General features: G+C 62.4%; 23 protein-coding genes. 13 read left to right on the top strand and 10 right to left on the bottom strand.

What is annotated here, in order from left to right; genetic code table 11:
* Positions 1-9 precede the first annotated feature (9 nt).
* The 3 genes from K7R21_RS10860 to K7R21_RS10850 all read right to left on the bottom strand — a co-directional run bounded on the left by K7R21_RS10860 (position 10) and on the right by K7R21_RS10850 (position 2,805).
* Complete coding sequence (locus K7R21_RS10860) at positions 10-198, bottom strand: hypothetical protein (RefSeq protein WP_224983266.1); 189 nt, start codon at positions 196-198, stop codon at positions 10-12.
* Between the two features lie 388 nt (positions 199-586).
* On the bottom strand, positions 587-1,504 hold the full coding sequence (locus K7R21_RS10855) for a universal stress protein (protein ID WP_224983265.1): 918 nt from the start codon (positions 1,502-1,504) through the stop codon (positions 587-589).
* Positions 1,505-1,509: 5 nt separating this feature from the next.
* Entirely contained in the window at positions 1,510-2,805 is a 1,296-nt protein-coding gene (locus K7R21_RS10850; RefSeq protein WP_224983264.1) for an Nramp family divalent metal transporter, read from the bottom strand.
* A gap of 254 nt (positions 2,806-3,059) precedes the next feature.
* Between K7R21_RS10850 and K7R21_RS10845 the strand changes: the two genes are divergently transcribed.
* Both K7R21_RS10845 and K7R21_RS10840 read left to right on the top strand, forming a co-directional pair.
* A complete protein-coding gene (locus tag K7R21_RS10845; RefSeq protein ID WP_224983263.1) occupies positions 3,060-4,667 on the top strand; it encodes a HEAT repeat domain-containing protein in 1,608 nt (535 codons plus the stop codon).
* Positions 4,660-6,033 (top strand): HD-GYP domain-containing protein, encoded by a 1,374-nt coding sequence (locus K7R21_RS10840; RefSeq protein ID WP_224983262.1) that lies wholly within the window; start codon positions 4,660-4,662, stop codon positions 6,031-6,033. The genes K7R21_RS10845 and K7R21_RS10840 overlap by 8 nt, the downstream gene beginning before the upstream one ends.
* A 223-nt stretch (positions 6,034-6,256) precedes the next feature.
* On the opposite strand, the gene K7R21_RS10835 is transcribed toward K7R21_RS10840, so the two are convergent.
* Complete coding sequence (locus K7R21_RS10835; RefSeq protein ID WP_224983261.1) at positions 6,257-6,631, bottom strand: desulfoferrodoxin; 375 nt, start codon at positions 6,629-6,631, stop codon at positions 6,257-6,259.
* Between the two features lie 37 nt (positions 6,632-6,668).
* Positions 6,669-7,400 carry a DUF4350 domain-containing protein gene (locus tag K7R21_RS10830; protein ID WP_224983260.1) on the bottom strand — a complete coding sequence of 244 codons (732 nt, stop codon included), beginning with the start codon at positions 7,398-7,400 and terminating at the stop codon, positions 6,669-6,671.
* Positions 7,401-7,605: 205 nt separating this feature from the next.
* Here K7R21_RS10830 and K7R21_RS10825 point away from each other — a divergent pair, with 205 nt between their 5' ends.
* Both K7R21_RS10825 and K7R21_RS10820 read left to right on the top strand, forming a co-directional pair.
* Positions 7,606-7,896, top strand: a complete 291-nt coding sequence (locus K7R21_RS10825; RefSeq protein ID WP_224983259.1) for a Dabb family protein — start codon at positions 7,606-7,608, stop codon at positions 7,894-7,896.
* 36 nt (positions 7,897-7,932) lie between these two features.
* Complete coding sequence (locus tag K7R21_RS10820) at positions 7,933-8,424, top strand: YchJ family protein (protein ID WP_224983438.1); 492 nt, start codon at positions 7,933-7,935, stop codon at positions 8,422-8,424.
* A gap of 190 nt (positions 8,425-8,614) precedes the next feature.
* Here K7R21_RS10820 and K7R21_RS10815 read toward each other — a convergent pair whose 3' ends face one another.
* The gene (locus K7R21_RS10815; RefSeq protein WP_224983258.1) at positions 8,615-9,898 is read right to left on the bottom strand and encodes an O-acetylhomoserine aminocarboxypropyltransferase/cysteine synthase family protein; all 1,284 of its coding nucleotides are present in this window, start codon (positions 9,896-9,898) and stop codon (positions 8,615-8,617) included.
* Between the two features lie 181 nt (positions 9,899-10,079).
* Between K7R21_RS10815 and K7R21_RS10810 the strand changes: the two genes are divergently transcribed.
* The 6 genes from K7R21_RS10810 to K7R21_RS10785 all read left to right on the top strand — a co-directional run bounded on the left by K7R21_RS10810 (position 10,080) and on the right by K7R21_RS10785 (position 16,644).
* On the top strand, positions 10,080-11,273 hold the full coding sequence (locus K7R21_RS10810) for a pyridoxal phosphate-dependent aminotransferase (protein ID WP_224983257.1): 1,194 nt from the start codon (positions 10,080-10,082) through the stop codon (positions 11,271-11,273).
* Between the two features lie 11 nt (positions 11,274-11,284).
* A complete protein-coding gene (locus K7R21_RS10805) occupies positions 11,285-12,658 on the top strand; it encodes a sigma-54-dependent transcriptional regulator (protein WP_224983256.1) in 1,374 nt (457 codons plus the stop codon).
* Between the two features lie 9 nt (positions 12,659-12,667).
* Positions 12,668-13,063 carry an FxsA family protein gene (locus K7R21_RS10800; protein WP_224983255.1) on the top strand — a complete coding sequence of 132 codons (396 nt, stop codon included), beginning with the start codon at positions 12,668-12,670 and terminating at the stop codon, positions 13,061-13,063.
* Between the two features lie 183 nt (positions 13,064-13,246).
* Positions 13,247-14,452 (top strand): methionine adenosyltransferase, encoded by a 1,206-nt coding sequence (locus K7R21_RS10795; protein WP_224983254.1) that lies wholly within the window; start codon positions 13,247-13,249, stop codon positions 14,450-14,452.
* Between the two features lie 121 nt (positions 14,453-14,573).
* Entirely contained in the window at positions 14,574-15,074 is a 501-nt protein-coding gene (locus K7R21_RS10790) for a chemotaxis protein CheX (protein ID WP_224983253.1), read from the top strand.
* A gap of 253 nt (positions 15,075-15,327) precedes the next feature.
* Positions 15,328-16,644: a hemolysin family protein gene (locus K7R21_RS10785; protein WP_224983252.1), complete on the top strand. Its 1,317-nt coding sequence runs from the start codon at positions 15,328-15,330 to the stop codon at positions 16,642-16,644.
* Positions 16,645-16,803: 159 nt separating this feature from the next.
* On the opposite strand, the gene K7R21_RS10780 is transcribed toward K7R21_RS10785, so the two are convergent.
* The 3 genes from K7R21_RS10780 to K7R21_RS10770 form a co-directional block, all read right to left on the bottom strand.
* A complete protein-coding gene (locus K7R21_RS10780) occupies positions 16,804-17,721 on the bottom strand; it encodes a TerC family protein (protein ID WP_224983251.1) in 918 nt (305 codons plus the stop codon).
* 12 nt (positions 17,722-17,733) lie between these two features.
* Positions 17,734-18,573: a zinc metalloprotease HtpX gene (gene htpX, locus K7R21_RS10775; protein WP_224983250.1), complete on the bottom strand. Its 840-nt coding sequence runs from the start codon at positions 18,571-18,573 to the stop codon at positions 17,734-17,736.
* Between the two features lie 254 nt (positions 18,574-18,827).
* On the bottom strand, positions 18,828-19,403 hold the full coding sequence (locus tag K7R21_RS10770) for an ANTAR domain-containing response regulator (protein WP_224983249.1): 576 nt from the start codon (positions 19,401-19,403) through the stop codon (positions 18,828-18,830).
* A gap of 325 nt (positions 19,404-19,728) precedes the next feature.
* Between K7R21_RS10770 and K7R21_RS10765 the strand changes: the two genes are divergently transcribed.
* From K7R21_RS10765 to K7R21_RS10755, 3 genes are read left to right on the top strand one after another with little or no spacing between them, the layout of a single operon-like run.
* Positions 19,729-22,521, top strand: coding sequence for a PAS domain-containing hybrid sensor histidine kinase/response regulator (locus K7R21_RS10765; RefSeq protein WP_224983248.1), 2,793 nt, complete (start codon positions 19,729-19,731; stop codon positions 22,519-22,521).
* 2 nt (positions 22,522-22,523) lie between these two features.
* Positions 22,524-23,657, top strand: coding sequence for a hybrid sensor histidine kinase/response regulator (locus K7R21_RS10760; RefSeq protein WP_224983247.1), 1,134 nt, complete (start codon positions 22,524-22,526; stop codon positions 23,655-23,657).
* A 38-nt stretch (positions 23,658-23,695) separates the two neighbouring features.
* Positions 23,696-24,112 carry a (deoxy)nucleoside triphosphate pyrophosphohydrolase gene (locus K7R21_RS10755; protein WP_224983246.1) on the top strand — a complete coding sequence of 139 codons (417 nt, stop codon included), beginning with the start codon at positions 23,696-23,698 and terminating at the stop codon, positions 24,110-24,112.
* A gap of 16 nt (positions 24,113-24,128) precedes the next feature.
* Here the strand turns inward: K7R21_RS10755 and K7R21_RS10750 are convergent, their stop codons facing one another.
* Positions 24,129-24,959 (bottom strand): HDOD domain-containing protein, encoded by an 831-nt coding sequence (locus tag K7R21_RS10750; protein ID WP_224983245.1) that lies wholly within the window; start codon positions 24,957-24,959, stop codon positions 24,129-24,131.
* Positions 24,960-25,029 lie beyond the last annotated feature (70 nt).

Here is a 25,029-nt window from a genome sequence, read left to right as displayed (position 1 = left end):
CTGTCGGCCTCAGTCTCCCAGCCATCCCGCCTCGGGGAGCTGCACCGGGTCGCAGACCGCATCCACCTCCTTCGCCTTGGCGCCGCAGTTGCCGCATTCGACGGTGGGCTGCAGCGTGAGCTGGTGGACCTTTTCTATCTCTCCTCGCGCGGTCAGGGCGCAGATGTGCTCGCTGTGCCCTTCCTTGTTGCATGCCATGGTGGTCACCTCCTTGAAAGCTCTCTCATAAGGGCTGTGTTCACAGTCACGGTACAGTTGTAGCTATTCCATTCTACGCTTTTTTGCTAAAATTGTTGTCACAGAAGAAGATAGCTACTGTCAGAGGAGGTACGCCATGCTTGGATCGAGATGCCCTAAATGCAACGGTAGAGGAAAAATCCTGATGGCTTCGCGGCAGTCCGGATACGACGTCGAGGAAGTGCCCTGCACCATGTGCAAGGGGTCGGGAAGGAAATAGAGACGCGCAGCAAGAAGGAATAGACGACAGATGAACGCCCGTTGTCACTGGCAATGAAAGGGGGGGAGGCCGTTGCGGCCTCCCCCTTTGCTCGTTAGCTGCATGGTTGCCGCGAAAGAAGCGGAAGGCTCAGTCGCCGGCGGAGGGCTCGGAGATTGGCACCAGCAACAGGGGGCACTTGCTGCGGCTGCAGATACCGTGGGCGACGCTGCCGGTCCAGAAGGCAGCCATGCCGGTCTTGCCGTGGGTTGGGAGCACCATGAGGTCGATCTTCGCCTCCTGCGCCGCCCGGGCGATAGTCTCGGCCGGATCTCCCCGGAGCACGTGGGCCGAGGCGTGGATCCCCTCCGCTACCAGCCCCCGCACCAGATCCTGCAAGTGCTCAGAGGCGTCACGGGCCTCCAGGTCGAGCATGCGCGCCGCGGTGGCCGGCAGGGTGCGCGCCGTCACCTTCTCGTCGGGAGGTAGCGACTCGTAGGTGGGGATCACCGTGGTGATGTGCAGGTCGGCATTGCAGATGCGTGCCACCGATTTCACCACCGGCAGTCCCTTCTCGTGCTCGGGATCGGTGTCGAGCGGCAGCAGGATTTGGCAGCAGCAAAACGGCGGGGGCTCGCCCCGGTCGTCGGGGTGGGTGATCAACACCGGCAGGGTCCCTCCGGCGATCACCTTCTGGGCGATGGATCCAAAGAGCAGGTGAAAGGCCTTGCCGCGCCCGTGCGAACACATCACTACCAAGTCGTGGCCCAGTTCGGCGGCGTGGGCGACGATGCTCTCGGAGACCAGCGGGGTCTCGGTCTCGTGCACGTGACACTCGACTTTGGGGATGCCTTGAAACCAGGTGGCGGCTACCTCCTGTAGGTAGCGTTCCGCTTCCTCGGGACCGGTCAGGTGCTTCTGGCCGTGCACCTGGCTCGGGGCGTCCTTCTCCACCACGTGGAAGAGGGTCACCTGGGCCTGCAGCTTTTCGGCCATGAAACGGGCGGCGGGGAGGGCGGCTTCGGCGAGTTTGGATCCGTCCATCGGGACGAGAATGTGCTTGAACATGGCGATCATCCTGGGAAAAAGGTTGCGACAATCAGGTAGATGTTGAGGGCGACGATGAGGGTGGCCGCCAGTGAGGCAAAGACCGTCGTCACCGGTTTGTTGACCAGGTCGCCCATCAGGTCGCGGCGGCGGGTAAACAGCACCAGCGGGATGATGGCGAAGGGGAGCCCGAAGGAGAGCACCACCTGGCTGATCACCAGGGTGCGGGTCGGGTCGTACCCCATGGCGATGACGAACAGGGACGGGGCCATGGTGACCACGCGCCGGATCCAGGGCCTGATGTGGCGCTGGATGAAGCCCTGCATGATCACCTGCCCGGCACTGGTCCCCACGCTGCTGGAGGAGAGGCCTGAGAAGAGCAGGGATACCCCGAAGATGAACTTCGCCGCCGGGCCCAGGAGCGGCTCCAAGGTCCGGTAGGCCTCTTCGATGGTGGCGATAGAGGTCTTTCCGGTGGCGTAGAAGGTGGAGGCTGCCATGATCAGCATGGACATGTTGACGAAACTCGCGATCCCCATGGCGATCACCACGTCCATGATCTCGTAGCGGTACAGGGTGCGCAGTTTCCTTCTGTCCTTCACCACGATCCTCCCCTGCATCAGCGAGGAGTGCAGGAAGATGGCGTGGGGCATGACCGTGGCGCCGATGATGCCGGTTGCGAGGAGCACGCTCTCGCGCCCCGCGAATGCGGGGCGCACCACGTGGCCGGCGATGTCGCCCCAGTTCGGGCTGGCGATGAAGATCTCGGCGACGTAGCACAGGGCGATCACGGCGACCATGGCGGAAATGACTGCCTCCAGTGGCCTGAAGCCGAAGCGCTCCATGCCGAGGATGGCGATGGTGGCCAGGGCGGTAAGGATGGCCCCGGCCAGAAGCGGGATGCCGAACAGGAGCTGGAACCCGAGTGCGGCCCCCATGAACTCGGCCAGGTCGGTAGCCATGGCGACCGCCTCCATGATGACCCACATGGCGATGGAGACAGGCTTGGGAAACTGGTTGCGGCAGTGCTCGGCAAGGTTCTGGCCGGTGGCGAGCCCCAGCTTGGCCGACAGGGTCTGGATCAGCATGGCCATCAGGTTGCTGGCGATGATCACCCACAGCAGCAGGTAGCCGAACTGGGCGCCCCCCTGGATATTGGTGGCGAAGTTGCCGGGATCGACGTAGGCGACGCTGGCGATGAAGGCGGGGCCGAGGAAGGGGAAGACGCGGGCGAGTCGTGATTGCTTCGTTTCGCGCGACAGGGCCTCCAGGGCGGACTGGACGGTCCTCGAGTCAAGGTTGCTGCTGCTGTTTTTGGGCAATGTTACCTCGGCTGCGGTTGTTGAGCGAAAACGTCCCCTAATTCTATCTGCGATAGCATCAAGAGCAACTGTATGCTTTGAAAAAGATGTCCAGTTGTCACCTGCTGCGAAATGAGTTGGCAGCGGACCTGCGAGCATGGTAAAAGCGACGGTGAAGTAGTATAGCCGAGGCGGTCATGGCGGCCGCTGCAAAATGGTTTGATAATTATCATTATCTCGGCTAGAATCTGGCGTCCTATCAACGGGAATGGAAAATGCCGGAAGACCAAAGAAATTTACTCGAAGACAACGAAGATCTCGGTGCGGCTTGCCAGAAAGCGCTCGCCGAGACCTCCAAGGCATTGAAGGCCTTTTCTTTCTATCCCGAAAACCATCCCCTGCGTTCGCAAATACTCTCTTCTGCCTATGAGGCCATTACCAACCTGGTCCGACACGCGCCGGTCACCCTGATCGTGCAGCGCGGCGGCTTCGCCATTGCCGGGCGCCCGGAGACCATCGAAAGCAACCCGATGACCAAGGCACTGGCCCAGGAGCTGTTCGCCCGCGAGCTGCAGCGACTCACCTTCCTTCCGGAGGTGTCCCAGACGGACCTCTCTGCCCTCCTTTCCGCGCTGGCGGTGCCCCCGCAGAAGATCGCCGAGGAAGGGGGCGTGGCCGGCATGCTGGCCCGCAACGGCATCTCCGCGGTCATGGTGAACCAGATCGACGTGAGCGCCGTGTACACCAAGAAAACGGTGGCACAGACCGAGGAGGAGGCGGGCGAGAGTGGCGCCGAGGTTATCGAGGAGCGCGCGGCCGAGGCCGCCCCGGCACCGGGGAACGCGGCCGGGCAGACGTCTGAGCCCGGTATCGACCAGATCCTGGCCGCTCTGGTGGCCGAGACCGACGAGGAGCGCTACCGGCAGCTGGCGCGCCTGCTGCTGAAAAAGGCCCTGCCGCTGAAACTGGAGGGGAACTGCGACCGGCTCTACGTGGTGTTGTCGCACCTGGCGGACCAGCAGGCGGATCCGGACAAGAGTACGGTCTGCCGCGACGCGGCGCACACGGCGCTGCAGCAGCTCATCCTGGGGGAGATGGCGGAACACCTGTTGAATCACCTGGAGGATGTCGATTTCCCGGCCAAGGAGGCCATCTGCCGCATGCTCAGGCTGTCCGGTCCCGAAGTAGTGGACGCGGTGGTGCGGCGCCTGACCGCGAGCGGCAGCAGGGCCGCACGCAAGGCCCTGGGCACTGCGCTGGTCCGCATCGGGGTGCAGGCGCAGCCGCAGTTGCTGGTGCTGCTCAAGGACGCCAGGGCGCAGGTGGTGCAGATGGCGGTGGCCATTCTCGCCGAGATCGGCAACCGTGAGGCGGTGAAGGGACTGGCGCTGACGGCGTATCACCCGGAGAGCCGGGTGCGCATGGAAAGCATCAGGGCGCTGGCGCGTATCGGGGGCATGGAAGCTACCGGCGTGCTGCTCTCCCTGGTGCAGGAGGGGGACGAGGCAACCGCGCTGCAGGCGATCTCCTGCCTGGGGAGCTGCCGGAACCAGGCGGCGCTCGAACCGCTGCTGCGGTTGGCGGGGAAGCGTGACCTGAGGGGAAAGCTGCACGCGCTCCAGATGGAGGCGCTGCGGGCGATAGGATGCATCGGCGATCGGCGCGCGCTGGACGCGCTGTTCAAGCTGGTGCGCCGGCGCTGCCTGATCGGTACCACCCGGCGCCTGGAGCAGAAGTTGGTCGCCGTCGATGCCATCGCTGCCCTGGGCGGAGAGCAGGCGCGGGGCTTCTTGCAGCGCTATGCCTCGGGCACCGGAGAGTTGGCCGAGGCCGCTGCCGCGGCGCTGCAGGCAATGGCACAAAGGGAAGCAACACATGAGTGAGATCACCAAGCAGGACGTGCAGCGCGCGGCGATGCTGTTTACTGCCTCCATCAAGTCGGTGCTGCTCTATCCCCTGGCGCATCCGGCGGTACGCCAGCCCCTGCAGGAACTGGTGGGGCTCATGGGTGAGATGATGGGGGAGCGGCATGAACTGCACCTGGGGGTGGTGGAGGGTACCTTCTTCATCGAAGGGTGCCTGCTGGTCGCCCCCAACGCCGCCGTCACCGAACTGGTCGAGCGCCTGCTGCAGAAGGGGATAGACGCCGTCACCATCTACCCCGGGGTCACCCCTGACGACCTGTTCGGCTTTGCGGCGCTTCTGGCGAACCGGCAGGTGAGCGCCGATACCTTTGCGGCCGAGCTCGAGCGCAAGGGGATCAGCAACGTCCGGCTCGGTATCGACGAGATGGTCGCAGGGGAAGGTGAGGAAGGTAAGGGGGAAACCCTGGTCCCCGCCGCCATCTACCGGGACGCGCTCAAGGCGGTGCGCGACACCATGCGCGAGATCGACAACGGCCGCATCCCCAGCGGCGAGTGGATCAACGGCGTGGTCGAGAACATGGTCTCGGTCACCATGGAGGAGCCGACCACTCTGCTCGGCCTCGCCATGATCAAGGACTACGACAACTACACTTTCAGCCATTCCGTCAACGTCGGCATCCTGGCGCTCACCTTGGCCGCCTTTCTGGGCCTGGAAAAAGAAGCGCTGCACGAGATCAACACGGCGGGGCTGTTGCACGACATCGGCAAGACCAGGATCGACAAGACCATCCTCAACAGCCCCGGCAAGCTTTCGGACACCGAGTTCAAGGAGATGAAGCGCCACGCCGAGGAAGGGTCCGAGATCGTCAAAAAGATGAAGAACATTCCCCCGGCGGTTGCGGAAGCGGTGCTGGGGCACCATATCCGCCACGACCGCACCGGCTACCCCGAGTGGGCTCGCGAGATGCACTTCGGCCTGTACACCGAGATCGTTTCGGTAGCCGATTGCTACGACGCCATCACCACGCTGCGCACCTACCAGCGGCCGACCCTCCCCAAGGAAGCCATGGAGATCATGCATCGTCTGGCCGGTTCCTCGCTCAACATGGAACTGGTGGAGCAGTTCGAGTCGATGATGGGGGAATACCCGGTGGGGAGCCTGGTGCGCCTGGACACCAACGAAATCGCGCTGGTGCTCAAGCCGCACCCGATGGAGTGCGCGGAGCCGTCGGTGAAGATCCTGCTCGACGCCCAAGGGCAGGCGCTGGAGACGCCGATGCTGGTCACCCTGGCCCCGCAGAGGGGGACACGCTACGCCTCGATCATCGCTCCGGTGGATCCGCTTTTGAAAAACATCAACGTCGCGAGCCACCTGCTGGCCTGAACCGGCCCCGCCAACGGGCGCTGGGGTGAGTTTACGATGCCGTCGCATCGGGACTGCGGAGGAGCCTAGACCATGTTGACCACAGAGTGCTGCACGTGACCAATTGTTCCCCTTTTGCGAAAAGGAGACAGGGGGGATTTTCCTCCCGCCGGCTGCAATAAAAAAAAGGGGGGACGGCTTCATGCCGTCCCCCCTTCGTGCGTCTAAAGCGTGCCGTGCGTGTCTAGGCGGACCACTGGCCGTGCAGGTTGCAGTACTCGCGCACCTTGATATCGGCGGCGGTGATCGGGAAGGTCGCTTCCGGAGCCTGACCCGGCTGCAACTGCGCGCGGTAGACCTTGCCGTCGGCGATCACTTCGATCCACTCGATGTAATGGGCGCTTTCCATCGGGTGCGGAACGCTACCGACCTTAACGGTGATGGTCCCGGCGCCGCGCTCGATGACGGGTACGTGCTTCTCCTTGGAAGCGTCGACCGTGTTTTCCTTCTGCAACTTCATCTCCTCACCGCAGCAGACCAGCTGGCCGCCGCCGGCGTGGAAGACCTCGACTATATTGCCGCACATTTCACACTTGTAGATTTCCAGAGCCTGAGCCATTGAATCCCTCCTGTTTTTGTTGGTGTAGTTGGTGCCGCTATTTGAGCCAGGCGGCAAGATTTGCCGCGAGAATCTTGTTATTGCCTTCCAGGAACTTGTTCTGGAAGATGGCGTCGTCGCCGAATACGAGGAAGGAGCCTTTGCCCATGGTGCCGAGAACCACCAGGCCATAGGAGGCCGTTTCCTCCTTGGACTGTTTCTGGTCCTGGTCGACGTCGATCCAGGCCTGGAAACCGGTGGCCGCGATAACCTGTGCGCTGTCGGTCTGGTTGATCAGCCCCCAGGCACCGTGTACGGCAAAGTCGTTTACCCCTTTGAACAGGGGGTGCTCCTTCATGCGGACAACCCGGAAATTGAGCAGATTGCCGTCGATGACGTTCTCGCGCTCCTGGATCACGCCGTTGGTGTAGCGTACCTCCAGCCGGTCCAAAAAGGTAGCCATGGGAGGCGCGATGTGCAGCATGACGGCAACGCGACCGCCGTTTTGGATGAACCTCGCCACCGCATCGGCCTCGCTGGGGTCAAGTGGTCTGAAGGCGCCACTGATGACCAGGGCGCGCGCGCCGGCAAGGGTGGCGTCGGAGAGGGGCTGGTCCACCGTGCCGACCTCGAGACCGGCAGCCTGGATCACTTTGGCCAGTCCGGACAGTTGCAGCGGTCCCTGCTCCTTAATCTGAAAACGTTGGCCGTGCCCGTTGTCGAACAGAACCTTCTCCGCGGCCAGCACGGGAGCGGTCATCATTAAGAACGCCAGTACAATTATACTCATGAATCTCAAAGCGCCAGTCATTTAATCCTCCATTGCATGAAAATTTAAAAAAGACCTTTTTGATCCTGTTGGTCCTTATAGCAGCATTGTTTCGACCACGCAACAACTTTTTTGTGTCTACGGGACTGCCATCGTTGACAGGGGGGCGGGCGCCGATGTATTACAGGTATCCGGAGAACGTCATCACTGATTCTGGGGGCTATACATGATCGTGCACATAGTGCTTTTCAAGTTGAAAGAGGCTACTGCTGAGAACGTCGAGGCTGCCCGGCAGCGTCTTTTGAGCATGGACGGCAAGGTTGAATTGCTGCGTCATCTCGAGGTGGGGGTGGACCTGATCCGCTCGGAGCGTTCCGCGGACATCGCCCTGTACACCAAGTTCGACTCCCTGGAGGACCTGCAGGCCTACCAGGTGCATCCGTACCATGCTAACGAAGTGGCCGCCTACATGAGGAGCGTCTGCTCCTCGGTGGTCGCCGCTGACTACGAAATCTGATTAGAGCACCACAAAAAGAGCAATGAGGAGGAGTAACTGATGGAGCTGTGTGCCTGTGGCAGCGGCGTGGCTTACGCCGAATGCTGTCGCCCCATTATAAAGGGGGAGCGCCGCGCTGAGACGGCAGAGGCGCTGATGCGCGCGCGTTACGCCGCGTATGCCAACGTCGAGACCGATTTCATACTGGAGAGCACCCACCCCAAGCACCGCGAGGGGTACGACGCCGAGGGTACCCGCGAGTGGGCGGAGAAGTCCGACTGGCAGGGGCTGGAGATTGTCTCCACCAAGGACGGCGGCAAGGACGACACCACCGGCGAGGTGGAGTTCATCGCGCGCTGGAAAGAGCAGGGGCAGGACCGGGTGCACCACGAGCGCGCCCTGTTCAAGAAGGAGAAGGAGACCTGGCTCTTCACCGACGGCAAAGCGGTAACCGCACAGCCGATCGTGAGGACCTCGCCCAAGATCGGGCGCAACGATCCCTGCAGCTGCGGTAGCGGCATCAAGTACAAGAAGTGCTGCGGCAAGTAAACCGGCCGCGGTAAGAATGGCTGAAGCAGGAATGGAAAGGGGCGAGTGGAAAATCCACTCGCCCCTTTTTGTGTTCTTCGGAGATCTGCGGGGAGTGTCGAGTATGCTGCCCCCCCAACCGCCGTCGATGCCCTAGCGTCCCCCCTTTGAGAAAGGGGGGACAGGGGGGATTTGCCTTTGTCCAAGCCCCTTACTTCTGGCTTGCCGCCAGCGCCTGGTTTACGTCCTCTATGATGTCGTCGATGTGCTCGATGCCCACCGAGAGCCGGATCAGGTCTGGAGTGACGCCGGAGGCGATCTGCTGCTCCTCGCTAAGCTGGCGGTGCGTGGTGCTGGCCGGGTGCAGGACGCAGCTTCTCGCGTCGCCCACGTGCACCACCAGCGCCACCAATTGGCAGCTCTCCATGAACTTCTTGCCCGCCGCGGCGCCACCCTTGATGCCGAAGGTGAGCACCCCGCTCGCGCCTTTGGGGAGGTACTTCTGGGCCCGGGCGTAGCTCGTGTGGCTCTCCAGTCCCGGATAGCTCACCCAGGATACCGCCTCGTGCTTCTCCAGGAATTTGGCCATGGCGAGCGCGTTCTCGGAGTGGCGCTGCATGCGAAGCGGCAGTGTCTCCAGTCCCAGGTTGAACAGGAAGGCGTTCATCGGCGCCGGGCAGGGGCCGATGTCGCGCATGAGCTGCACGCGCGCCTTGACGATGTAGGCGAGCTTGCCGAAGGTCTTCAGGTACTGCAGGCCGTGGTAGCTCTCGTCGGGCTCGGTCATTTCTGGATATTTGCCGTTGCCCCAGTCGAAGTTTCCGCTGTCCACGATCACGCCGCCCACGCTGGTGGCGTGGCCGTCGATGTACTTGGTGGCGGAGTGGATGACGATGTCGGCACCGTGCTCGAACGGCCGGCACAGGTACGGCGTTGGGAAGGTGTTGTCGATGATGAGGGGCACCTGCATCTTCTTGGCGATGCGGGAGAACTTGTCGAAATCGAGGATGTTGAGCCCCGGGTTGCCGATGGTCTCACCGAAAAGGCAGCGGGTTTCGGGGCGGAAGGCCGCGACGATGGTCGCCTCGTCCGCTTCGGGATCGACAAAGGTTACCTCGATCCCCATTTTCGGGAAGGTGTTGGCAAAGAGCGAGTAGGTGCCGCCGTACAGGGTGCTGGCCGCGACCACGTGCTGACCTGCCTGGCAGATGTTCATGACGGCGATGGTGGAGGCTGCCTGGCCACTGGAAGTCGCCATGGCCGCGATCCCTCCCTCCATGGCGGCGATCTTCATTTCGAATCCTTCCGCCGTCGGGTTGGAAAGCCGGGTGTAGAAATGCCCGCCGACCTCGAGGTCGAACAGCTTGGCAACGTGCTCGGCGCTGGAAAACTTGAAGGTCGTGCTCTGATAGATGGGCAGGATGCGCGGGTCGCCGTCCTTGGGGACGAACCCCTCCTGGATCGCCTGGGTCTCGATGCGCCAATTCTTCTTCATTGGTTCCCTCCTTCGTAAGTCGTATGGCAAGGCAAGGGCCGCACTATAGCATGATTGTCTCGACTGGTGCAGGGAAATATTAGAATGGTGCTTTGGTGGCCTGACCGTCGGGGGGAATACGCCTTGCCCCGGTTTCCGGAATGTGTTAAAAAATTGGACACCAAAATCAAGGAGGGGATGCATGCCCGTCGCAGATAAGATCGCCGGATTTATTGCGAAATCGTCGTGGATCAGGAAGATGTTCGAGGAGGGTGAGAAGCTCAGGAAGGAGTTCGGTGCCAACAAGGTTTACGACTTCACCCTGGGAAACCCCGACGTCGAGCCCCCCGCGGCGTTCCATGACGACTTCCTCAAGCTGGCCAAACAGCCGGTCCCGGGCATGCACCGCTACATGAATAACGCCGGCTACCCCGAGACCAGGAATGCCGTGGCGCGCATGCTCTCCGCCGCGTCCGATCTCCCGGTGCAGGGAAGCCAGGTGGTGATGACCTGCGGCGCCGGCGGTGCCCTCAACGTGGTGCTGAAGACCATCTTGAACCCGGGCGACGAAGTGATCCTCCTTACCCCCTTCTTCGTCGAGTACCGCTTCTACATCGACAACCACGGCGGTGTGCCGGTCGAGGTCTGGACCGACCGCGAGACCTTCCAGCTCGATATCCCGGCCATTGCCGCGGCGGTGACCGACAAGACCCGCGCCATCATCATCTGCTCCCCGAACAACCCGACCGGTGTCATCTACCCGGCTGAAAGCCTGCAGACACTGGGCGAGATGATTGCCGCCAAGGAAGCGGAGTTCGGCAAGCAGATCCTGGTCATCTCCGACGAGCCGTATGCGCGCATCGCCTACGACGGCAAGAGCGTGCCCAATATTTTCCGCTACGTCCAGAACTCGGTCATCGTGACCTCGCACTCGAAGGACTTGGCGCTCCCCGGCGAGCGCATCGGCTATCTGGCAGCGAGCCCCAGGATGAAGAACGTGGACCAGTTCATGGAAGGGGCGGTGTTCTCCAACCGCGTGCTCGGCTTCGTCAACGCGCCGGCCCTGATGCAGCGCCTGGTGGCCGGGCTGCAGCACGTCTCGGTCGACATCGAGGCCTACCGGGTCAAGCGCGACCTGCTCTACAACTCGCTGAACTCCATGGGATTCTCCATGGTCAAGCCTGACGGCGCCTTCTACCTCTTCCCCAAGTCGCCGCTTGCCGATGACGTCGAGTTCGTGAAGATGGCGCAGAAGCACCGCATCCTGCTGGTGCCGGGTGCCGGCTTCGGCGCCCCTGGCTTCTTCCGCATCGCCTACTGCGTCGACAAGGGGATGATCGAGCGGAGCATACCGGCTTGGCGCGAACTGGCCAAAGAGGCAGGGCTGCCCGGATAGAAGGGACCACCATGACCGATACCATTCTCATAGTCGATGACGAGGAGGGGATCCGCTCCTCCCTGGCCGGCATCCTCGAGGACGAGGGGTACCGCACCGTGTGCGCCGCCGACGGCACCGAGGCGCTCGCCCTGTGCCAGAAGGAGCTCCCCGGGCTGGTGCTCCTGGACATCTGGATGCCCAGGATGGACGGCATCGAGACCCTCAAGCGGCTGAAGGAGCTGCATCCGGCCTTGAACGTCATCATGATGAGCGGCCACGGCACCATCGAAACGGCGGTCAAGTCCACCAAGCTGGGGGCCTACGACTTCATCGAGAAGCCGCTCTCCCTGGAGAAGGTGGTGGTCACCGTGGAGAACGCGCTCTCCATGAACCGGCTCAAGGAGGAGAACGCGACGCTCAGAGGACAGGTGCAGCAGGGGCACGAGATGATCGGCAACTCCCCCGCCATGCAGCAGCTGGCCGAGCAGATCCGGCTGGTCGCCCCCACCAACGCCTCGGTTCTCATTACCGGCGAGAACGGCACCGGTAAGGAGCTGGTGGCCCGCTCGGTGCACTACCACAGCCAGCGCCGGGACAAGCCCTTCATCGAAATCAACTGCGCCGCCATTCCCGAGGAACTGATCGAGAGCGAGCTCTTTGGTCACGAGCGGGGCGCCTTTACCGGCGCCGTAGCGCAGAAGAAAGGGAAGTTCGACCTGGCCGACGGCGGCACCCTCTTCCTGGACGAGATCGGCGATATGTCGCTCAAGACCCAGGCCAAGGTACTGCGCATCCTGCAGGAGAAGAAGTTCGAGAGGGTAGGGGGCACCCGGACCCTCGAGGTGGACGTGCGCATCGTCGCCGCGACCAACAAGCTCCTCGAGGAGGAGATCAAGAACGGCACCTTCCGCGAGGACCTCTATTACCGGCTGAACGTGGTCCCCTTCAAGGTTCCGCCGCTGCGCGAGCGCCGCGAGGACATCCCGCTCCTGGCCGGCTACTTCCTGGACACCTTCTGCGACCAGGAGGGGAGGGAGAGAAAGCGCTTCGTTCCCGAGGCCATGGAATCGCTCAAGCGCTACGACTGGCCCGGCAACGTGCGCGAGCTGAAGAACATCGTGGAGCGCCTGGTGATCATGACCCCGGGCGGCACCATCACCATGAACCATCTCCCCGACGACTTCGTCTCGCCAGCCAGCCGGGAAGGGGCGGGGGGCAAGCTCGACAGCGTGCTGGAACTCTCCAGCCTCAGGGAGGCGCGCGAGGAGTTCGAGCGCGAGTTCATCATGCAAAAGCTCGAGGAGAACGACTGGAACGTCTCGAAGACGGCCGAGGCGATCGAACTGGAGCGGAGCAACCTGCACCGTAAGATCAAGAGCTACGGCATCGACATGAAGAAGTAGCGGGGCGCCATGTTCTTTAGACTGTTCCTCATTCTCCTGATCGTGCCGGTCATCGAGATCTACCTGATTATCAAGGTCGGCCAGGTGATCGGCGGTGCGGCCACGGTCGCCATCCTGCTGCTCATGAGCCTCACGGGCGCCTGGCTGATCCGCCACCAGGGGGCCAGGGTGCTCACCCAGATCCGCGACGAGCTTTCCTTGGGACGGCTGCCTGCCGCGCAGCTGCTCGACGGCGCCCTCATCTTCGTCGGGGGCGTCCTCCTTACCACTCCCGGCTTCTTCACCGATTTCCTCGGCATCTTCTTCCTGATCCCGGTCACCAGGCGCTTCATCAAACTCTGGATCGGCCTGTGGCTGCAGAACAAGATCTCCCGCGGCGGCTTCGTGGTGCGCCGCCACTTCTGATTCCTTTCCGTCGTCATCCGCTCCTATCCCGCCCAAAGTCGAACCTTTCCCAAATAATCCCCTCTCCCGGGGAGAGGGAATGCTGGCCTTGCCGCCTCCAATTGCGCCCCCACCTTTTTCGGCTACTATTTTCGGGTTGCCCGGCGGCCGTACCCGCACCCGCCGGGAGGAAAGGGGAAGACCATGTTGGTGGTGGAACAATTTCACGGCACGCAGGTGACGCAGCAGCGAGTCGAGATGGTGGAGCGCAAGGGGACCGGCCACCCCGACCAGATCTGCGATTGCATCATGGACTCCATCTCGGTCGCGCTGTCCCAGGCTTACCTCTCCGAGTTCGGTACGATCCTGCACCACAACATCGACAAGGGGCTGCTGGCCGCCGGCCGCGTCAACTTGCGCTTTGGCGGCGGTGAGGTCATCGAGCCGATGGAGTTGACTATCGGCGACCGCGCCACCTTCAGCCTGGCAGGGAAGGAGATCCCGGTGCACGATATCGCGGTCGGCGCGGCCAAAGGATGGATCTCGCGCAACCTGCGTCACGTGGACCCGGAGCGCCACGTCAGCTACCGCCTGAAGCTGGCACCGGGCTCGCAGGAGTTGACTGACATCTTCGCGCGCCCCGGCGAGGTGAGGGGGGCGAACGACACCTCGGCCGCCGTCGGCTACTACCCCCTGAGCTCGACCGAGCGAGCCGTGCTCACCCTGGAGCGAGAGTTGAACGGCGCGCGGTTCAAGGGGCTCTTCCCGGAGACCGGCGAAGACGTCAAGGTCATGGGGCTCAGAAACGGCGACGAACTCGATCTCACCATCGCCATGCCGCTTCTTGCCGAATTCATCGGGTCGGAACGGGAGTACTTCGAGAGAAAGCACGCCATCGAGACGGAAATGCGTGACTTTCTAGAGCAGGAGCACCGCGGCTTCGAGCGGATCCGGGTGCACTACAACACGCTGGACCAAGCAGGCCGCGGCCTTGCCGGCGTCTACCTCTCGCTCCTGGGCACCTCGGCCGAGGACGCCGATTCCGGGCAGGTCGGGCGGGGCAACCGCGTCAACGGCCTGATCCCCATCGCGCGCGCCATCGGCACCGAGGCCGCCGCGGGGAAAAACCCGATGAGCCACGTCGGCAAGATCTACAACGTGCTGTCACACCAAATGGCACGTGATATCTGCACGTCCGTGGCAGGCGTAGAGGGCGCTTACGTCATGCTCTTGAGCAGGATCGGCGACCCGGTGGACCGGCCGCAGATGGCCACCGCCCAACTGGTCATGGAACCCCGGCGTAGCGTGGCAGATGTGGAGGGTAAGGTACGGGAGGTCATGCAGCGCCACCTGTCGGGTATCATGGAGTTCTGCCATGCCTTGGCCCGGGGGGACTTCCCGGTCTGTTAAAAAATTACTAAAGACCGGCGCATATATGCCGAATGCATTTATACGCATCTTTATCTACCTGATCTTCTTTAGTCAGGTGCTGGACTACGCTACCTAATCGATGCGGTGAGGAGGACGGAACATGGGGCTTGATGCAGCGGTGCTCAGCGAGGCCAACACCACCGAGGACGAAGTCAGGAAAACCATTGCGAACATCACCAAGGGGGTCTTCTCCACCATGGTGATGCTTGAAGTGGCCGATGAGCCTCCCTTGGATGAGCCGGTCTTGACCTTCCATGAAACGGTGACCAGCATGGTGGGCCTGGCCGGCAGTCACTCCGGCATCCTGGCCATCCACTGCCCGAAGAAGCTGGCACTGTTGGTGACCTCGAATATGCTGGGGATGGACGTGACCGAAGTGGACGAGGATGTCAACGATGCCATGGGCGAGATCGCCAACATGGTCGGGGGGGACGTGAAGCACATCTTCTCCCCCAAGGGTGCCGACATCAACCTCTCCATACCCACCGTGATCTACGGCAATGACTACGCCCTGGAGAGCATCTCCAGCGCCGAATCATTGGTGATGCCTTTTACCTGCGGGGATGAGCGTTTCTTGCTCTCGTTCAAGATCGGCAAGTAGTCTCTCCTTGCAAGTTGACTTACCGGCAGCGGCCACCACAGCGGTGGCCGCTGTTTGTTTTTGGAGGGGAGTGCGAAGGTTCCAGCCCTTCGGCGGTGCAGCCCTCGAGGGAGGGGGAATGTCGGGCGCTAGCATGGGTTTAGTCCATCAAAAGGTTGACAAGGTGGCCGTTAGCGTTGAAAATGAGCAACTGTTGAATTTTGGTGCGTCCGGGAGCAATTTCGGGCGGACCATGAACTAATCCGGAGGGGCATTGGATACCGTCTTCGTCGAACTGCTGGTCATCGCCGTCCTCATTCTGTTGAACGGATTTTTCTCCTGCGCTGAGTTCGCCATCATCTCCATTCGTAAAAGCAGGGTCGCGCAGTTGGTCGCCATGGGGGACCAGCGGGCCGCGCTGGTGGAGTCACTGCAAAACGACCCGCACCGCCTGCTCGCCATCGTGCAGATCGGCGTCACCGTAGTAGGTTCGACTGCCTCGGCGGTTGGCGGCGTCATCGCCGTAGACTACATTCGCCCCGTGCTGCAGGTCTCCCCCATCGCCATGGTTCGCAACGCCGCCGAACCGCTCGCCATCGGCATCGTGGTTAGCGCCATCTCCTACCTGCAACTGATCCTCGGGGAACTGGTCCCCAAGACTGCCGGGTTGCAGTACGCCGAGCCGGTCGCGCTGCGGGTGGTGAAGACCATCACCTCCCTGGCCCGGGTGGCGGGGGTGCTGGTGTCCTTTCTCAGCTACTCCACCAAGTTCACCTTGGCCCTGTTCGGATTGAAGGGTGAGGGGAAGGCCTTCATGACCCGCGAGGAGGTGCAGCACATCGTCGCCGAGGGGCATGAAAGCGGCATCTTTAGCGAGACCGAGCACACCTTCATCGACAACCTCTTCGACTTCACCCACACCGCCGTGCGCGAGGTGATGGTGCCGCGCACCCGCGTGGTCGCCTTCGACCTGAACCTCTCCAACGAGGAGATCCTGAACGGAGTGCTGGACAACATGTACTCCCGTTACCCGGTGTACCTCGGCAGCATCGAGGAGACGGTCGGCTTCATCCATGGCAAGGACCTATTGGGGCGCATGGTGCGCGAGCCCGACTTCGACATCCGTTCCATCGTGCGCCCGCCGGTGTTCGTCCCCGAGGGGAAGAAGGTGAGCGAGCTGCTGAAGGAGATGCAGAAAACGCGGGTACACATGGCGTTCGTGGTGGACGAGTACGGCAGCATCAGCGGTATCGTGACGACGGAGGATCTGCTCGAGGAGCTGGTGGGCGAGATCGAGGACGAGCATGACGTGGGGGAACCGAGCCGGGTGCAGGTGCTGGCGGACGGGAGCTTCCTGGTCGACGCCCTGATCTCCATCTCGGATCTCGAGGATCTTTTGGAGGTAGACCTCGGCGATGATCTTCCCTACGACACGCTGGCGGGGCTCATCCTGAACCGGATCGGGCGCTTCCCCGAGCAGGGGGAGAAGGTCGAGTTGGGCGAGTACCTGCTGACCTGTGAGGAAGTGACCCGCACCGGCATCACCCAAGTACGCATTGTGAAGAGAGAGGAAGAGCGCGACAAAGTTTAAGGTGGGTACTGTTCCCTCTCCCTCCGGGAGAGGGTGCCCGAAGGGCGGGTGAGGGCGCTGCCAAGTGCTGTCATCCCCTCACCCTAGCCCTCTCCCGGAGGGAGAGGAGATGTGGAGGCATTTAGCCCATTTGGCAGCTGAGGTCATGTTTTTTCTGCTTTACCTGTGTTTGCGGGCCGCCACTACGGACGTGAGCATGGAAATGGTCAGGGCGCCGAGGATGACGCCCAGGGAGAGTTGCAGCGGGATCTCGACCAGGTTCGACAGGAGCATCTTCGACCCCACGAAAGCGAGGATCACGGAAACGCCGAGCTTCAGGTGGGCGAACATCTCCATGACGTTGGCCAACAGGTAGTACAGCGAGCGCAGCCCCATGATGGCGAAGACGTTGGAGCTGTACACGATGAAGGGATCGTGGGTGACCGCGAGCACCGCGGGGATGGAGTCGACGGCGAAGATCACGTCGCTAGATTCGACCACGACCAAGGTCAGAAACAGTGGGGTGGCGGCCCAGATGCCGCGCTTCCTGATGAAGAAGCGGTCCCCGCGCGCCCGCTTGGTGATGGGGACGAAGCGGCGCACCAGACGTACCAGCGGGTTGTGCTCCGGGTGGACTTCCTCGTCGTCCCCGAACGCCATCTTGAAACCGGTGTAGATCAGCACCGCGCCGAACACGTAGATCATCCAGTGGAAACGCTCGATGAGTTCTATCCCCACCACGATGAAAATGCCTCGCATCACCAGCGCACCGATGATCCCCCATTTCAGTATCTTGGGCTGGAGCGCCCTCGACACCTTAAAGTACGAGAAGATCATGATGAACACGAAGAGGTTGTCGACGGAGAGGGACTCCTCGATGATGTAGCCGGTGAGGAATTCCAAGGCTTTGGCCGACCCCAGCTCGTACCAGACGCCGACGTTGAAGGCCATGGCCAGACCGACCCAGACTGCCGTCCAGGTCAGCGCCTCGCGAAACCCTATCTCGTGACTCTTCCTGTTGAAGACGAAGAGGTCCAGGATGAACATCACGGTGATGATCCCCGCGAAGGCGATCCACATCATCTCTCTGTTGGTCAAAACTCCCTCCGGTTAATGCCCCATCTGCTCCAGTCGGGCGATACGCTCCTCCATCGGGGGGTGCGTGGAAAAAAGCTGCATCAGCATTCCAGCGCTCAACGGGTTGACGATGAACATGTGCGCCGTCGCCGGCCGTGCCTCGTACATAGGCAGGGCCCGGGATGCCTGGTCCAGCTTCCTGAGCGCGCTGGCCAGGGAGCGTGGCTTGCCGCACAGCCTCGCGCCGCTCTCGTCGGCAAGGTACTCGCGGCTCCTGGAGACGGCGAGCTGGATCAGCATGGCGGCGATGGGCGCGATGATGGCGAGCGCCAGGCCGCCCCAGCCCCCACCTTCTTCGTCGTCCCTGCGCCCGCCGAAGATGGCCGCCCACTGCACCATGTTGGCCAGCATGGAGATGGCGCCGGCGATGGTGGCGGCGATGCTGGAAATGAGGATGTCGCGGTTGGCGACATGGCTCAGCTCGTGCGCCATCACCCCCTCCATTTCTTCGGGAGTCAGGATGCGCAGTATCCCCTCGGTCGCTGCCACCGCGGCGTGTTCCGGGTTCCTGCCGGTGGCGAAGGCGTTGGGGCTCTCCGAGGGGATGATGTAGACCCGGGGCATGGGGAGTCCCCCCTGGACGGCCAGCCTCCGGATCATGCCGTAGAAGGCCGGGTTCTCCGCCTCGGTGATCTCCTGCGCCCCGTACATGCGCAGCACGATCTTGTCCGAGAACCAGTAGGAGAAGAGGTTCATGGCGCAGGCTATGAAGAAGGCGAAGTACATCCCGCCCCGGCCGCCGATGGCGCTGCCTAGCGCCACCATGATCAGTGTGAGGGTGGTGAGAAGGACCGCTGTTTTGAATCGGTTCATGACGTACCTCCTTGCCGGATCGCCTGGTCAAATAAAAAGACCTTTACCCAGGCGTGCGTGCACTGGGTAAAGGTCTTGCTTGCTCTGACAGGATTGTCATGCCCCATGTCCGGGCCGATGCGGCCGTCTTGACGAACACGGGTCGGTTGCCGTGTCAACCGATAGCTACTCCCCTTTACCAACATGAAATATAGGTAAGGGAGGCACTGGTGTCAACCGTTTCTTTGTCTGCTACCTCGCCGGGGAATCTAGTCTCACCCGGCGATGCTCTCTGTGAGCAGGATGGCGTCGGCTAGCTGCCGCATAGAGATCCTGCGGTCCATGGCGAGCCGCTGCATCCTGCGGAATGCCTCCGCCTCGGAGAGCTTGTCGCGCTCCATCAGTCGTCCCTTGGCCTTCTCGATCACCTTCCGGCTTTCGATGCTCTCCTTCAGTGACGATACTTCTTCCTTGAGCCGCTCGACCCGCCGTGCCGCGGCGATGGAAAGGACCAGCGCCGCCACCAGCTCCTCCTCCCGAACCGGCTTGGCCAGGACGGTGGAGACCGCCGACTCGCCCCAGGTCTGCACGTCCTCCATGTCGTAACTCTCCGCGATCATCACGATCGGGAGGCTGAGCTTGTCCCAGAGCTTTTTCACCGTAGCGGCGATGTCCTGGTCGCCGGCGCGGAATTCGACTACGGCCACTTCCGGATGGTTGACCAGGGCCTCGCTCAGCAACTCGCTGGCGCTGCCGGACGCTATTATTTCAGCAAACCCCCGCTCCCGCAGCCTGTTTTTTAGGCTCTCCAGGAGCTCCTCGTCGCGAATGTGCATGACCGCTTTTCCCATGAATTTCACCCCCTTACGACGATTGAAACTGCCCGGTGCGGGCAGGTTACCCGATTAAAGAGCATAGAGCGTTCCAAAATATCGAGGCAACCCAGACAAAGGACCCGTGGTCGATGCCGGCACCGCCCAGATCAATGGCTTGTGAGTCCCTGTAACGGTCCCCCTGCACGGCCATAATTTCCTGCCGATTCCCGCTAATTTCATTAATGTTTTGGGGCGTCGAGCCGATAATGTGGCTATGCCCTTGCAGACGGCGGGGCGACCGCTGCGCCCATGTCAGGTCCGCGGCACGATCAGGCACCCCCTCCGGTAGCCAAAGGAGTCCATGTTGTTCATCTTCCGATCCGCAGCCATGCATAGCCGAAGCACGTTGGCCCTGGCCATCTGCGCCTGCGTGCTGCTGGTCCTGGTCGCGGCGGTCTTGCGCCCCCAGGCCGGGCCGGTGGGAGCTTTGGCCATGGTGTTCGTGGGGGGGCTGCACGCCCTGCGCCTGAAGTGGCGCCGCCAGTCGGAGGTTGAACTGAGGCGTAGCGTGGAGCAGTTGCGCATATCGCAGCGCATCGCCCACATCGGGAGCTGGGACTGGGACGTGGCCAGCGGCCGTTTGGACTGCTCCGAGGAGCTGTGCCGCATCTTCGGGATCTCGTTTGAGGAGGCGCCCCAGACATGCGACGATTTCCTGGAACTGCTCCCGGTCGAGGCGCGCGAAACCATGACGGCCGTGGTGGAAAGGGGGCTCGCGGGCGATGATTCCTTTGACGTGGAATTCCCCGTTGTCCGTCCTGACGGCAGCGATCGATACCTCTCGGTGGTGGGCGAGGTGTTCCGCAACTATTCCGGCACGGCGCTCCGGGTGGTGTGCGTGGTGCACGACATCACCGAGCGCAAGGAGGCGGAGAGCGCGCTGTTCTTCGAGAAGCGCTACCGGGGGCTGATCGAAAACCTGCCCCAGCGCATCTTCCTCAAAGACTGCAACCTGGTCTATCTCTCCTGCAACTCCAGCTTCGCCCGCGAACTGGGACTGGAGCCAGCCGACATATTCGGCAAAAACGACTACGACCTGTTCGAGTCCCCCTTGGCCCGCAAACGCCAGGAGGAAGACCAGAGGGTGATAGCGGCGGGGACGGCCGTCGAGCGAGATGAGCAGCGCGAACGGGATGGCAACTGGGTCAGTAAGGCCCTCATCCCGCTCAAGGACGATCATGACCGTGTCTATGCCCTGCTTGGTGTCCTGACCGACATCACCTTCCGCAAGAAGGCCGAAGAGCAGCTGAAGGAGAGCGAGGAGCGCTTCCGCAACACCTTTGAGCAGGCGGCTGTCGGCATCTGCCACATTGCCCTGAGCGACATCCTGATCCGGATCAACGGTCGCTTCTGCGACATCCTGGGCTACACCCAGGAGGAGCTCCTGGGGTGGACCCTGGAGCAGACCATCCATCCCGACGACCGGGCCGCCGAGCAGGGGCAGCTCTCCCGCCTGGTCAACCGAGAGATAGACAACTACAGCATCGAAATGCGCCAGCTCAGGAAGGACGGCTCCGTGGTGTGGGTGAATCTCACCAAGTCTCTGGTGTGCGGCCCCAAGGGGGAGCCCAAGTACCTGATCGGCGTCATCGAGGATGTCACCGCCAAGCGGGAGGCCCAGGAACTGCGTCGGGAACGCGACCTGGTACAGGCCGCCAGCCAGGCCAAGACTGAGTTCCTGGCGAACATGGGACATGAAATCAGGACCCCGATGAACGCCGTGATGGGCCTCAGTCGCCTCGCCCTGAAGACCGAGCTCATACCCAAGCAGCGCGAGTATCTCGAGAAGATCTGCTCGGCCAGCAGGACGCTGTTGAACATCATCAACGACATCCTGGACTTCTCCAAGATGGAGGCGGGCAAGCTGGAGCTGGAAACGACCGAACTGAGCCTGCAGGAGGTGCTCGGCAACATCTCGGACATGCACCACCTGAAGGCGCAGGAAAAGGGGCTCGACTTCAAGATGCGGCTCGCTCCGGAGCTTCCCAGAAAACTGCTCGGCGACCCGCTGCGCCTCACCCAGGTGCTGAACAACCTGATCGGCAACGCGCTCAAGTTCACCGACCGGGGCGAAGTCGTGATCGCGGTGAAGCCGGTCGAGCAGGCGGATGGGGTGGTGCAGGTCAACTTCTGCGTACAGGACACCGGCATCGGCATCACCCCCGAACAGATGGAGAGGATCTTCACGCCGTTCACCCAGGCCGACAGCTCCACCACGCGCCGCTACGGCGGCACCGGCTTGGGGCTGTCCATCAGCCGTCAGCTGGTCGAACTGATGGGAGGGGAACTGAAGGTGCAGAGTATTGCCGGAACGGGGAGCAGTTTTTCCTTCACGGTCGGTTTCGCCGTCCCGGCTGCCGGGAATGCAATCCCGGAGTCCAGCAAAGAGGAACTGCGCAACCTGAGGCTCCTGGTGCTGGACGGCAATCCTGCATCGGTGGAAGGGATCGCGGAGATGTTGCAGGGGATGCCTATCGACCTTGAAGCGGTGCCGACCTTTGCCGCGGCCAGCGAGGCGCTCAAGGAAGCGCCGGCGGGGCGGTTCCCGTTCGACATGGTGGTGATCGACGCCGACACTGCCGGTGAGGACGGGCTCGAAGAGCTTGCCCGCAGCATCTCGAGCCGGTACCACCGGGAAGTGCCGGTGCTGGCCACGGTCCCGCCGGAGCAGTTGGAAGCGGTGCGGCAATTGGGGGATGAGTGGGGAGTGAGCGCGGTGTACCCCGTTTCGGTGCGCCCGTCGCTGCTGGTCGACGGCATGATCCGGGCCTTGGCCCGGGCCGCCGCACACCAGACGGCACCCGCGTCGGCTCCCCCCCCGGCGGCGCGGCCGGTTCGGACGTCAACGGCAGGGACCTTCGCCCCGGATCGTTTCGCAGCCGAGAAGACGAAGCTTGAGCGCCTGCTGGCCAGGAACAGCCTGGACGCCAAGCGCCAGTTCGAGAAGTTCTGCGGCGAGGTACCGCGCGGCAGCTTCGCCAAGGAGCTGCAGGCGCTGCAGGTCTGCATGGACAAACTCGATTTCAGGAAGGCACGCCAGCTGCTGGCCATTTTCCCGGCAGCGCAAGATGTTCATACCCACACCAGGGAGTAGCCATGAAACGCCAGACGGTGATGATAGTCGACGACACACCCGCCAATATTGAGATCCTGAGCGAGAGCCTGGGAGACGACTACGAACTGTTCTTTGCCACCAGCGGCCTGGATGCGCTGGAACTGATCCGCGCCGACAAACCGGACCTGATCCTTTTAGACATCATGATGCCGGGGATGGACGGGTTCGAGTTGTGCCGCATCTTGAAGGGCGATCCCTCGACCCGTGACATCCCGATCATATTCGTGACCGCGATGATAGAGGAGGAGCAGGAAATCAAGGGGCTCGAGCTCGGCGCCATCGATTACCTTACCAAGCCGATCAGCCCGCACATTGTCCGGGCCCGGGTCAAGAACCACCTGGAACTGAAGCGCTACCGTGACTTGCTGGAGACGCTGGCCAGTGCCGCGGACCGCGCCAAGAAGGAATTCCTGCGCAGCGTCAGCCACGAACTACGCACGCCGCTCACCCCGATTATCGGCATGACCGACCTCGTGCTCAACCAGGAAGAGGACGACAACAAGCGCAAGTACCTGGGCATGGTCCAGAAGTCAGCCGCGAGGCTATTGGGGATCATTGAAGATCTCATCGAGACCAGCCGGTTGGAAGGGGAGGGGGGGGCGCCGGAAAAGGCGCCGTTCTGTCTCAAGAGCTTTCTCGACACCGTGATCATGGAGGGGCGGGCCATGGCCGACGGCAAGGGGCTCACCTTCAAGGTCCAGGTCGATCCCCCGCTGCCGGAAGTGGTGGTAACCGACCAGGGGATGCTGCACAAGGTGCTCACAATGCTGCTGGGCAACGCGGTGAAGTTTACCCCCGCCGGTTCGGTCGGGCTGGAGGTGCGCCAGCAGGAAGTCGCCGGGGAGCGGATGCTGCAGTTTGCCATTTCGGATACCGGCGTTGGCATCGAGCAGGCCGACCTGGAGCGTATCTTCAGCGACTTCACCCAGTCCGACGGTTCCATCACCCGCTCCTATCCCGGCCTCGGCCTCGGGCTCACCCTGGCGCGGCGCATGACCGAGTTGATGGACGGCAGCATCTGGGCCGAAAACGCCCCCGGTGGCGGCTCGGTTTTCCAGTTGCAGATCCCGCTGGTGTTGCCGGACGCCGACCCCGTCCTGTCTACCCCAAATTAGCTGTGTCTGGACGGGCAAAGATGCTATAGTGCTGCGCCATGACACAACTAGAGCGAAAACACGTCCACGTAGCCTGCGCCATCATCGAGCGTGACGGGCTGGTGCTGTCGGCCCGGCGCAGCGCGTCCATGAACCTGCCTTTGAGGTGGGAATTTCCTGGTGGGAAGATTGAGCCCGGAGAGGGGCGCGAGGAATGCCTGAAGCGTGAGTTGGTGGAGGAAATGGGGGTGGCGATAGCGGTGGGGCGCGCGCTCACACCGACCACCCACAGCTACCCGACCTTCGACGTGACCCTCTATCCGTACGTCTGCAGCATCGTCTCCGGCGAGATCATCTTGCACGAACACTCGGCCATGACCTGGCTCCCCCCCGAGCGGATGCTGGAACTGGAGTGGGCGGACGCCGATCTCCCCATTATCTTGGAGTACCAAGGGCAGGCCAAAGGCAGGGGCTAGTCCCTAGCCCCGGTTTTTACAATACCAGTTCCTGCGAGTCGTCCAACACGTCCAGCAGATCGTCTATCTCTTCGTCGGAAAGTTGCAGCAGGGCCGCCTCGGTCTGCTCGCCGAGATCGATGGTCGGGTCGTGCAACAGGCCGATCCCCCTCATCCTGCAGGCCGTGTTCACCAGCCGCACTACCGTCAGCACGATGTCCTGGGTGTCGAAGTTGTCGTCGTGGTGGTTGGCGACCACGTTGTAGTAGACCTTGGGCATGTTCCAGTGTTCCATGAGCCGGCAACCCTGCTCGACGTGCAGTTCCGCGAAGATCTCCAGCAGCAGGTCCTCCTCAAGCGCCGCGTGCGCCACCCCCATCTGGTTCAGTCGCTCCAGCGCCTTCAACAGGTACAACTTGCCGATGTCGTGCAGCAGCCCGGCCATGTACGCCTGGTCGCCGTGCTGCGGGTATCCCGCGCGGCGCGCCAGCCACCGGCTCCCCAGGGCGCAGGCGTGGCTGTGCAGCCAAAGCGATTGCAGGAAGCTGTTGATGGTCCGGTTTTCCGAGGTGTGCAGGCTCGCCTGCGAGGCCGCCATGGCGAGGTTAGCGATTTCCTGCCCACCCAGCCTGACCACCGCCTCTTTGATGGTCTCGGTCCGGACCCGGCCGATGTACATGGGGGAGTTGGCCATCTTCAGGATCTGCCCCGCAAGGGACTGGTCCTCGTTGGCGAGATCGGTGACCTGGGTCATGGTGAAGTCTGGAGTCTGCAGCAGGTGCAGGATGTGCACGGCGATGGGGTGGAAGACCGGGAGGTCGATAGGTTGGTTGGTCAGCAGACGCCTGATGGTGAGCGACAGGGGCATGACGATTCTCCTTGTGCTGGGCTCGGGCCAAGAGTCACTTTAATCCACCCGGCCAGCCCTTAACAATACA

This window comes from Geomonas agri, from assembly GCF_020179605.1.
GTDB lineage: Bacteria > Desulfobacterota > Desulfuromonadia > Geobacterales > Geobacteraceae > Geomonas > Geomonas agri.
Note: the sequence above shows the minus strand (reverse complement) of the source record. Positions and strands in the feature narration are given on the sequence as shown.